The organism is Candidatus Peregrinibacteria bacterium (genome assembly GCA_016220175.1).
Taxonomy (GTDB): domain Bacteria; phylum Patescibacteriota; class Gracilibacteria; order CAIRYL01; family CAIRYL01; genus JACRHZ01.
Genome location: JACRHZ010000062.1, coordinates 1 through 11,273 on the forward strand (window position 1 = coordinate 1; position 11,273 = coordinate 11,273).

The 11,273-nt window shown below is 37.5% G+C and carries 9 protein-coding genes; 7 read left to right on the plus strand and 2 right to left on the minus strand.

The genetic code is table 11. The features are described from left to right. Positions 1 to 54 precede the first annotated feature (54 nt). The 3 genes from HZA38_05145 (at position 55) to ispG (ending at position 4,531) form a co-directional block, all read left to right on the plus strand. Positions 55 to 1,671: a hypothetical protein gene (locus HZA38_05145; protein ID MBI5414869.1), complete on the plus strand. Its 1,617-nt coding sequence runs from the start codon at positions 55 to 57 to the stop codon at positions 1,669 to 1,671. A gap of 120 nt (positions 1,672 to 1,791) precedes the next feature. After that, on the plus strand, positions 1,792 to 2,691 hold the full coding sequence (locus HZA38_05150; GenBank protein MBI5414870.1) for a DUF2797 domain-containing protein: 900 nt from the start codon (positions 1,792 to 1,794) through the stop codon (positions 2,689 to 2,691). 466 nt (positions 2,692 to 3,157) lie between these two features. After that, positions 3,158 to 4,531: a flavodoxin-dependent (E)-4-hydroxy-3-methylbut-2-enyl-diphosphate synthase gene (gene ispG / locus HZA38_05155; protein MBI5414871.1), complete on the plus strand. Its 1,374-nt coding sequence runs from the start codon at positions 3,158 to 3,160 to the stop codon at positions 4,529 to 4,531. 391 nt (positions 4,532 to 4,922) lie between these two features. Here ispG and HZA38_05160 read toward each other — a convergent pair whose 3' ends face one another. Next, a complete protein-coding gene (locus HZA38_05160; protein MBI5414872.1) occupies positions 4,923 to 6,035 on the minus strand; it encodes a glycosyltransferase in 1,113 nt (370 codons plus the stop codon). 181 nt (positions 6,036 to 6,216) lie between these two features. Here HZA38_05160 and HZA38_05165 point away from each other — a divergent pair, with 181 nt between their 5' ends. Further along, positions 6,217 to 6,765 carry a DUF1361 domain-containing protein gene (locus HZA38_05165; protein MBI5414873.1) on the plus strand — a complete coding sequence of 183 codons (549 nt, stop codon included), beginning with the start codon at positions 6,217 to 6,219 and terminating at the stop codon, positions 6,763 to 6,765. Between the two features lie 11 nt (positions 6,766 to 6,776). On the opposite strand, the gene purH is transcribed toward HZA38_05165, so the two are convergent. Further along, the gene (gene purH, locus HZA38_05170) at positions 6,777 to 8,297 is read right to left on the minus strand and encodes a bifunctional phosphoribosylaminoimidazolecarboxamide formyltransferase/IMP cyclohydrolase (GenBank protein ID MBI5414874.1); all 1,521 of its coding nucleotides are present in this window, start codon (positions 8,295 to 8,297) and stop codon (positions 6,777 to 6,779) included. 284 nt (positions 8,298 to 8,581) lie between these two features. Between purH and HZA38_05175 the strand changes: the two genes are divergently transcribed. Genes HZA38_05175 through HZA38_05185 form a run of 3 tightly spaced genes read left to right on the plus strand, consistent with a single transcriptional unit; the run spans position 8,582 to position 11,156 of the window. Continuing rightward, positions 8,582 to 9,379: a DNA adenine methylase gene (locus HZA38_05175; protein ID MBI5414875.1), complete on the plus strand. Its 798-nt coding sequence runs from the start codon at positions 8,582 to 8,584 to the stop codon at positions 9,377 to 9,379. Further along, complete coding sequence (locus HZA38_05180) at positions 9,376 to 10,449, plus strand: DNA adenine methylase (protein ID MBI5414876.1); 1,074 nt, start codon at positions 9,376 to 9,378, stop codon at positions 10,447 to 10,449. The genes HZA38_05175 and HZA38_05180 overlap by 4 nt, the downstream gene beginning before the upstream one ends. A 2-nt stretch (positions 10,450 to 10,451) precedes the next feature. Beyond that, positions 10,452 to 11,156 (plus strand): hypothetical protein, encoded by a 705-nt coding sequence (locus HZA38_05185; protein ID MBI5414877.1) that lies wholly within the window; start codon positions 10,452 to 10,454, stop codon positions 11,154 to 11,156. The last annotated feature ends 117 nt before the right edge of the window (positions 11,157 to 11,273 follow it).

An 11,273-nucleotide genomic window follows, 5' to 3' on the forward strand; every position in this document is an offset into this window, starting at 1 on the left:
ATGCTTTCCTTTTTGTAATATTTTCTGTATTTGTATTTTTTCCTTTTGAGAAAGATGAACGATATATTTTTTCATGCGTATCAAGAAAAATATCGTCCCAAGTATATCACACGAAATTATTTATTGGAAATAATACTAGATGCCAGCCGAAACAGTAATGTGCAATTAAATTTACTGACAGGGTGGGAAATCTCGGATTATTTTGTAAAAAAAGGTGCATCCGACTGGGGAGGTTGGGTAGATTATAAAAATATATTTGAGCAGTGTTATTCTGATGGAAAAATAGTTCTTAATCAATATAGTGAAGGTCTTGAAGGAACTTATGACTTAAAACTTGTTTTAAAAAAAGGATCCAGTAAGACTGAAGAACTAACGAAATTAGTTATTGAGGCACCGTCAGCTGAGCCTGCGGCAGAAGCAGAAATTCCTGGTATAGCAGTGGAACAGCCAGAACCAGCCGCTCCACAAGCGGCAGCTCCTCAGCCTGAAGTATCACCACAAGATCTTTCCTCTCTCCTCACAGATGCAGATCGCGGAGTAATAGCAGAATATGAAAAGTTTGATTTTGATAAATTTGTGAAAGAACACGGAGATGATTTTGCTAAGGAATTTACTTATAACTTGAACGGTACTGAAACTCAATTTTCTAACTGGAATGAATTAATAACTTATAATGGATATTTCGCTCCTCAGAGTTACGATAAAACTCCTGATACAGCAAGCCAACCTTATCAAAGAGATATACCTTTTGTTTTAACCCATATAGTTTCTCAAACAGGAACCTCAAATTATGTCAGAAGCTCTGCAATGAATATATTTCCTGTATTCTTACAAGAATCTCAAGGGTCTCAAGGAGTTTCTCTTTTGAAAAATCTGTATGTTGAAAATAGCAATAATGCCGATTATCAGGAAAAAATATTGGAAAATCTTGGGAGATTAAAACCTTCACTTGCAGAAATAAAACCCATCTTAGATGACGCAATAAAAGTCCCTGACTTGCGATTAGCGATTATAGATTGTTTGAGTAATATGGATAAGGAATTTTCATTTGACCAAGTAAGGACTTATTTAGATGGATTTGATTATAAAAATAAAAATTTAGATTATTACGCACCTAGTTTTATTGCGAGAATTTGTACTTTTGACCAGGCGAATGAATATATTCAAAGAGCAAATCCAATAAATACCATAGCAATATTGGATGCATTCAATTCTGGGAATAAGCTTTCAGAGCAGGTTGTAAAAAATAACATACAACCTTTGATCGACCAAACAGGAATAGACCCAAATATAAAAGCAGCCGCAATAGGTTTTTGTTTAGATTCTCATGTAAACGTTGATCTTGATAAATATTTTGAGTCTATTCAAGATTCTTATGAAGGCTACAGAATTTTTCTCGGTGGTTATCGTAAACATCGAGTGAATTTTACAGATATAATGGTGTATGCAAATACGTGGATAAGTAATCAGTTAATAAGAGCTAAGAGAAATCTTTATGTGGATGAGGGAGTGCTATTAAACATTGCAAATCACGACGGGTTTATAAAGGCGTATCCTGAAACTGTAAGGGAGATTATTGCATTGACTAATCCACGGTACATTAATGATGATAGGCTTAAAAAGTGGTGCCCACTTATCTGGGCATTTAAAGAAGCTCCCGTTATGAGGTAATCAATTTTGTAGAGACAAGGCAATGCCTTGTCTCTACGGTATTTTCATTGTCATGAGAAACATAAGATTGTGCCCTCCATGCGTTTCTGGAATAATCCAGAGAGCACGTCTTCATGTATCATGCCGCATCGAATTTTTGATTTTCAATGGAAAGATGAAAAAACCCCACAGTTTCTCTGTTCCAAAGACGGAAAACTTGAGGAGAAAAAGCTTGTGTTTGGAGAAAATCTTACACTTTCCATTACTAGTGGCATAAAATGTGCTGGATATGAAAAAAACGGCGTGTGGAATCCGTGTCCTCACGAAAATGTGGGATCCCGAAAATGTCCTGATTGCAAACAAAAAGAAGGACTTTCCGTCGCGCAATTTTGCGATGGCGACAATTTAGGGATGTTTTCTTCGGAAGATTTGGAAAAGCTCCAAACGCCGCATTATCTCTATCTGGCGCTTTTTCAGAAGGACATGTTCAAAGTCGGTGTTTCTTCGGTGTCACGCGGATATTTGCGTCAGATGGAACAGGGAACACATTTTGCGCTTATTCTCGCGGAAGGAATGGGAGGAATTCTTGCCCGTCAGGCAGAAAAATTTCTCACAAAATGTGGAATTCCCGATAAAATTCTCTCTTCTCAGAAAAAGGAATTTCTTTTTCCCGATATATCAGAAGAAGAGGGGAAAAGGGTTCTTCTTAGTGCCATTCAAAAATACATTCCAGCGCTTCTCCACGATCGCCCGGAAATAAAAAGTTTTCTCAAAGAGCCATGTGAATTTCTCAATTTTGAAAATTATTTCCATCTTCAAGATGCAAAGAATTGTCAAAAACCACTGCACGCTATTTCTCTGAAGCTTGGCGATATCCTCAGCGGAAAGGTTCTCTCGGTAAAAGGTTCGTTTCTCGTTATGGAAACAGATCGTGAAAAAATAATATTGAATGCCAAAGATCTTTTTGGATTTGAAATTGATTTTATAGAAAAACCTCTCGGAATGATCCTGGAAAAAGGCTTTCAAAGTGCAATGTTTTAAGTGTTCAGGAACAAGTAGTCAGTGGTTTTTTTTCAAAATCATTGAGGAGAAATCAACTCAAAGGCAATTCTTACGAATAATTTCGTCATTTCGACTGCAGAAACTAAAATTCCAGATATGTTTTCCTAAAAAGTGAATATTCACCAATTGGAGGAATCTCTCATCACCAATTCTGAACACTGAATTCAGCGTTTATTTCTGGTTGCAAGAGATGTCTCCAAAAAGACATGCTCAATTTTTTCTTAATTTTTCTTGATACTGCGCGCCTGCAGTCGTCTCGCACTGCTGGACGGGAGGGAGGGAAACGGGAAATTTTTTGAGAGAATGCTTTGGGACGCATGAACAATCAGCAGAAATTTTTACTCCATTTGAGAAATTTGCGTGTGATCCAATTTATCTTGTTATATGTATAGTCGCGGAGGAAGTACATTTTCAAAAAATTATTTTTGAATTAAAATAGAAGTACATGAAGCAGAGTTCATCTACCGAAATTACCATCGGCAAACTCAAAATTGGCGGAAAAAATCCGATTGCGATTCAGTCCATGACGGATACTGATACTGCTGATGTGAAAGCAACGTTTGAGCAGATCAAAGAGTTGGTCGATGCCGGTTCAGAACTAGTTCGAGTAACGGTTATGGATAAAAATGGAGCTGAGGCAATTCCGAAAATAAAAGAACTGATGCAGAAAAATTCAAAATACGATGTTCCGCTCATTGGAGACTTTCATTTTGTTGGACATCGACTTTTAGAGGAAGTTCCTGAATGCGCGAAAGCGCTCGATAAATATCGAATTAACCCTGGAAATGTCGGGAAAGGAAATTCGCACGATGAAAATTTTGAAAAAATTATTGAAATTGCGATCACAAATAAAAAACCTGTACGAATTGGCGTGAATTCAGGATCGCTTGATGAAGAGCTCTTTACCGAAATGATGGAGAAAAATGCAAAACGAAAAAATCAAAAATCTGATCGCGAAGTATTTCGAGAAGCTCTGGTGGAATCGGCAATTCTTTCTGCGAATTTTGCAATGAAACTCGGACTTTCGAAAAATAAAATCGTGCTTTCGGTAAAAGTTTCTGATGTTCAGGATGTGATCTGGTGCTATGAAGAACTCGCGCAAAGAACTGATTTTTGTCTCCATCTCGGACTTACAGAAGCTGGATCTGGAGATAAAGGAATTGTTGCGAGTACCGCGGCGCTTTCAACGCTTTTGCAGCAAGGAATTGGCGATACGATTCGTGTTTCACTCACTCCCGAACCAAAGGCTCCAAGAAAACGAGAAGTCGAAATTTGCAAATACATTCTCCAAACGCTCGGAATTCGACATTTTCGCCCAATGGTAACTTCTTGTCCCGGCTGCGGACGCACATCATCCGATTTTTACAGAAAACTCGCCAAAAAGGTGAATATGCATATTGAAAAAAACATGAAAATATGGAAGGAAAAATATCCAGGAGTAGAAAATCTAAAAATTGCTGTCATGGGATGCGCAGTGAATGGTCCGGGCGAATCAAAACATGCGGATATTGGCATCAGTTTGCCGGGAAAATCCGAAAATCCTAGTGCTCCGGTGTATATCGCGGGGAAACTTGTAAAAACTCTTCGGGGAGAAAAAATTGCAGAGGAATTTTTGAAAATACTCGAGAAATTCGTGAGAAAGAAAAAAATTGCTTTCGCATTGGAAGCAGAGGACACTCCTCTCAATACCACCGGGAAAGATGTGGAAAAAGCATTTATTAAATCTGGTCACGATGCAAAATATGCAAAAGCGCAGAAAAAATCATACGATGCTATGCTAAAAGACGAAAAAAATAATCGTCTTACTGAATGGGAATAATTAAGATATTCACGGGTTTTTTTCAAAATCAGTGGATGAGAATCAGACAGAAACAAGTTCTCACCACACTCCTCGTCATTCCGACTGCAGAAATTCAGCTTTAGGAAGATGTGGAGGAGTGTGGGATTTGGGAACCGGAGGAATCTCTTGTCATGATTCCTGTACGCTTCGTTCGGTGTTCATTTCTGATGAAGTGAGATCCCTCCAGTTCGTTATATTCAGTTTTTCCTTGGAAACCCTGATGCTCCACGTCTGCGGTCGGCCTCAAAGAGGCCCCGTTGGGGGATGACGGTTGTAAAGAGGAAGTCAACGATATCTTGGTTTCCCATTATAAAATACAACAGAAGCAGCTTCATAAAATTTCCAACTGGTTTTGGAAAATAACTTATTTTCAGCTCATAATTTTTCGAACAACATTTTCTATTCCTTGCTGAAATTTCTCTTTCGAAAACTCTTCCGCCCTTTTTCGACATTCTTTTGGATAAAATGCTCCGTTTTCTTCTAGCTGAAAAAATTCGAGAAGCGCTTTTTCAAGACTTTTTGGCGTGGATTCTGGAAAAAATATTCCCGTTTTTCCGGGAATGACACTTTCCGTAACTCCACCTTTTCCAAACGCAATAACTGGTTTTCCTGAGGCCATAGCTTCTACCGGAGCAATCCCAAAATCTTCAAGTCCTGGAAAAATAAGCGCACGACAATGCTTCAGAAATTCAGCAACATCAGCATCACTTTTTCGTCCGAGAAATTCGATATTATTTCCTGTAACAAATCTTTCAAGACGATTCCTGTCCTCTCCTTCTCCGATAATGATAAGGCGATGTTTTGGAAGTTTGTTAAAAACAGCTATTGCCAATTCGATCTGCTTGTATCTCGTGAGCGTCGAAAGAATGAGAAAATAATTTTCATGAGAACTTGTGACCTCGAAGCGGGAAATATCAACTGGTGGATAGAGAATCTCCGAATCTTTTCTCCAATATTTTTGGATACGATTTTGTGTTGTTTTCGAATTTGCGAGGAGAAGATCTGCTCTGTCTGAAGCAGAAAAATCCCATGTTCGAAATTTATGCACCGCATTTCGAATGATAATTTTTTTTATTCCACCAAATGTTCCTTCTGATTTTTCACGAAGATATTCATGCGCATAATCCCACGCATATCTCATGGGAGAATGGATGTAGGAAATATGTTTCGTCATAAGCGGCGCGAGAATTCCATGTGCAAAGGCAGATGAGGAAGAGAGCACGAGATCAAATCCAGAAAAATCAAATGATTCTATCGCCGTAGGCATTTTGCTGACGAGAAACTGTCTTGGAATTTTAAAATTCACCCACTTTTGGAGCGATGACACTTGCACTTTCTCGCGCGGAAATACTGTGCCGCACACTGATTCATCATAAAGAAGCGTGAAAATTGGAGCCTCGGGAAACATTTCCTGAAAGACTTCAAGCACTCGTTCGGCGCCTCCCATTTTTACCAGCATTTCGTGGACAAGCGCGACCTTCATGCAAATATGGTCAAAAGAGGATATTCGTATTTTCTCAAAAAATAATGAATTTGCCAATTTTCTTGGTTTAAACTTTGCGGTTCTTTCTGTTCTTTGGAATAATAGGATGCCAATTTTCTCAGGTACGATGAATTCTTTTTGGATAATCTGGAACTACATACTTATATTTTTTGTGTTCGGAATGACGTTACTCATTGAACATAAATTTTATTCAAAAAAGTGGTCATCACTTCTCTTCCACGAAAAGTGCCAATTTCTAATGCTCAGCGGAATTTTCTTTTTCTTCTTTCCCAATATTCCATACGTTTTCACAGAAATCAGGCACGTGCTCGAACTCTGCGGAAACCAAGACCTCTATAATCGATGCTTTGAAGCTCCTTGGCTCATTCCGATTCTGTTTCTCTATTCAGTAATACCAATTCCTCTCTTCGTTTTTACTCTGAAAAAATTTTCGACCACACTTGGAAAAGTATTTTCTTCTCATCTTCTCGCCAAAATATTTCCCATGTTCATGCTTCTCATGAGCGCACTCGGAGTGTGTTTTGGGCTCTTTGAACGCCTCAACTCTTGGTATATTGTCACAAGTCCCCTTTTGGTTGCTAACGTCGGTTTCAGCTACCTGATTGTTCCGGAAAAACTTTTCCTCTGGGGAATATTTACAATGTGTTTTTTGGCGATCTATTACTTTTTTGAATATTTTTTGTACACGAAAAAAGGGCGTTACATGTAACGCCCCTACATTCAATGTCGAAACGCTCTGACTCCTGAAAATACCATTGCAATTCCAAGTTCATCAGATTTTTGAATTACTTCTGCATCGCGAATTGATCCTCCCGGATGAATAATTGCCATTACTCCCGCTCTCGCTAAAGTTTCTACCGCATCAGGAAAAGGAAAAAATGCATCAGAAGCTGCAACGGATCCTTTTGATCGATCTCCAGACTTGGTAATGGCAATAAAAGCAGAATCAACTCGGCTCATTTGCCCTGCTCCTACTCCAACGGTTTGGAGATTTTTCACAAGCACAATGGCATTTGATTTCACATTTCGACAAATTTTTGCAGCAAAAAGCAGGTCTTGAGTTTGATCACGTGTTGGATGAATTTTCGTCACTACGGTGAGATCAGATTCGGAAACTTGTTTTGTATCCAAATCTTGAACGAGAAAACCTCCCAAAACGGATCGAACATCTTTTTCTCCAATTGGAGAGGAAATTTCTCCCACTTCGAGAATTCGTAATTTCTCCTTTTTTGAAAAAATTTGAAGTGATTCAGGTGAAAATTTTGGCGCAATAACGATCTCTAAAAACATTTCTGTAAGTTTTGTGGCAAGCTCTTCAGAAACTTCTTGATTTACCGCTACAATTCCTCCAAATGCAGAAAGAGGATCACCTTCCAGCGCTTTTGCAAAAGCCTGCTCGATGGTTTTTCCCTTCGCCGTTCCACAGGGATTTAAATGTTTCATAATGACTGCAATATTTTCATCTGATGCGAACTCTGTGAGGATTTGGAGCGCTGCGTTTGCATCGAGAATATTATTAAAAGAAAGTTCTTTTCCCTGAATTTTTTTCGCAGTAGCAATCGAAGGAGAAAATGGGTGAGGAGATCTGTAAAATTCCGCTTTTTGATGGGGATTCTCTCCGTATCTCAAATCCTGAATTTTTTCACCCATAATATGAAGCTGCCCCGGAGAAAAATATTGTGAAATAGCGACATCATATAACGTTGTCCGCGCAAATACTTTTCCCGCAAGAGTTCTCCTTGTTTCCAGAGATGTGTCACCATTCGCTTCTATTTCCTGCTGCACCATTTGCAAATCACCCAGGTCAATGATAACGGTAACTCTTTGAAAATTTTTCGCTGCCGATCTCAGCATTGAAGGACCACCAATATCGATATTTTCAATAATTTCCGCTTCAGAAGCATTCTCTTTTTGAACAATTTTTTCAAATGGATAGAGATTTACTACGAGGAGATCAATTGGCTGAATATCATTTTCCTGAGCAATTTTTTCGTGCTCTTTATTTCCTCGAAGAGAGAGAAGTCCTCCATGAATTTTCGGATGAATGGTTTTTACTCTCCCATCAAAAATTTCTGGAAATCCGGTAAAATCGGAAACATTTGTCACCGGAATTTTATTTTTTTTGAGAAGCTCTGCAGTTCCTCCTGTAGAAAGTATTTCAATATTTTTTGAGACAAGAAATTTTGCAAATTCTAAAATTCCCGTTTTGTCAGAAAGCGAGAGAAGAGCCCGAGTAATCATGTTGCGAGAAGAAATCTGAAGAGTGCGGAGGAATAGTACAAAATAATTACGGATTATTCAATCTAACCGGTCTATACCATTTTTGTTATTACCCGAAATTGTATTAAAAAGAAAAACTCTATTTTTTATTTTGAGACACTAGGGAAGGCATACTAAAATATGTTATAACACATTTATATAGTGTCGCAGCAAAAGTGAATACGGGATATGGAATTTTTTGTGTACAATACTGACATGTTCATTGCAACACAAACAACAACGAATTTTTTTTAGATGCCAAACCGATTAAAATTGAACCATTTGTAAAATGGGCGGGAGGAAAGAGACAACTTTTATCAGAGCTTAGAAAATATATGCCATCGAATTATAATCAATATATCGAACCTTTCATTGGCGGAGGAGCGTTGTTTTTTGACTTGATGCCCGATAAAGCTGTAATAAATGATTCAAATGCTGAGCTAATAAATGCATATTTGATAATTAGAGATAATGTCGAGGAGTTGATTCAAAAATTAGAGGAATACGAATATTGCCACGATTTTTATTATTTCTTACGCAAACAGGACACTACTCAACTAGATTCTATCAGTCTCGCAGCCAGATTTATTTATCTCAACAAGTGCTGTTTCAATGGACTTTACAGAGTAAACAAAGAAGGGAAATTTAACGTGCCGATAGGTCGTTATGTCAATCCTCGGATTTGTGAGTCAGGAAAACTGCGTGCTGTGAGTCGTGCATTGCAAGACACTATAATTGAGTGTGCTGATTACAAGGAAATACTGTGCAAGTATGCGAGAAGCGGAGATTTGATTTACATAGATCCTCCATACCATCCAATTAGTAAATATTCAGATTTTAAAAGGTACACAAAAAAATCTTTCTGTGAGGAAGATCAAATTGAACTAAGGGATATTATTCTTGACTTAAAGAATCTCGGTTGCTTTGTAATTGCCAGCAATTCGTACTGCGATTTTATATTAGAGATATATAAAGGCTGCAATATTAAAATTGTTGAAGCAAAGAGATATATTAACAAACTTGCCGCCGGGAGAAATTCCATTCAGGAAGTCATAATACTATGAATCCACCCCTGCTTTTAGAGAAATCGGCTCTGTCTTGGAAGGTTTTTGATCAAATGGCAAAGTTCCCTACAACAAGGTACATGGGCAGTAAGTACAAGTTGCTGGACTTTATCTGGGACAATGTAAAAGATTTAAAATTCAACTCAGTATTAGATGCCTTCAGCGGCAGCGGTTCTGTAGGTTACATGTTCAAAACAAAAGGCAAAAGAGTATCGACCAATGATGTACTTAGATACGCAGCATGTATTTCATCTGCCACTATAGAAAATAGTAGTGAAACAATTGAAGACGATGAATCAAAATTAATTCTCTCTACACCGGTTAAAACTGACGGTTTTATATGCAAGACTTTTGAAGGATTGTATTTTGAGGAAGAGGAATATCGCTTCCTAGAACGAATAATGCACAATATCTCACTGTTGAATAGTAAATATAAGAAATCTATTGCTATTGCAGCTTTGTGTAAAGCATGCATAAAGAAACGCCCTAGAGGCATCTTTACTTATACGGGCAACAGATATGATGACGACAGAAAAGATTTGCGGCTTTCTCTTGAAGAACATTTTATTAATGCCGTTAATGAGTTCAATCAGGCCGTATTTGATAACGGCCAGAGTAACCAAACATTTTTTGGGAATATATTCAGTCTACAAAATAATAATTTTGATCTTGTCTACATAGACCCTCCTTATTTTTCGTTACGATCGGATAATGATTATTTGCGTCGATACCATTTTGTTGAAGGATTATGTTCATACTGGCGCTCTGCTGAGATAGACTTTTCTACGAAGACAAAGAAATTAAAGAAGCAAATAACAAGATTCGATTCAAGACAAACAGTATATAAAGCATTTGATGATTTGTTTTCCATGTTTCCATACAGCATTTTGGTTGTTTCATATTCCTCCAATTCTTTACCAACGAAGGAAGAAATGATTGAATTACTAAAGCGACATAAAAAGCATGTAAAAGTAGGAGAATTAAATCACAAATATTCGTTTGGAAATCACAATCACAAGATTGGGAATAATGCCAACTCTGTTAAAGAGTACCTATTTATCGCTCACTAATTATGAGAATTAGCAGTAAAGACTTACCACAGGCGGACAGATTAGAATCTGTCATTGAGACAGTTATTGCAATTGGAAAAGGGAAAAGAACGGATATTGAGATTGCAAACAGTATTAGTGGAATAGAAAGGGATGATCGTCAGGGGAGATACTATAGAAGAGCTGCTGAAATTCTTGGATTTGTAACAAATGAAAGTAATAATGCAAAACTTACTTCTCGCGGACTAGAATTTTTAAAAGATCCCAAACTAACCAATCCAGTTTTACAAGACTCAGTTATGCATCTAAATCTCTATCAAAAACTATTCCCTTACATTGAGTTAAATAAAACCGGAGCAACGAGAAATGAAATTATCGATTATTTACAATCGATTGCTGCTGAGGATATTGGTCCTACAATGATTCCAAGACGGATATCAACTATTCTTGCTTGGCCTAAAACTTTGGGAATAATTTATCTTGAGGATGATCGTTATCACTTAGCCAGAAATGTTTTTGCCTTAAATCCTGTCTTTAATATCAATGATGTTGATCAGCCATTATTTCTTCACAGTGGGACTCTGAGTGAATATCAAATGGTTGAAGAAAAAGTAAGAAAGGCCAGAGATTCGATATTAATCTACAAGGATCAGGCAAAATTAGATCGTTCTAATAGTGCGCATACTCATTTAATAAACGTGGTTGCTAGTATAATTTCCAATAAATAATTTCATGTATAGTGTCTCTGTAGTTTTTGGTCAGCATCTTGCTTTGTGAATTTCCATTGAATTGTTGATAGACTTTGATTGCGTTGTTTTTGCCAGGCAGATAACTCCTTTTTGAGA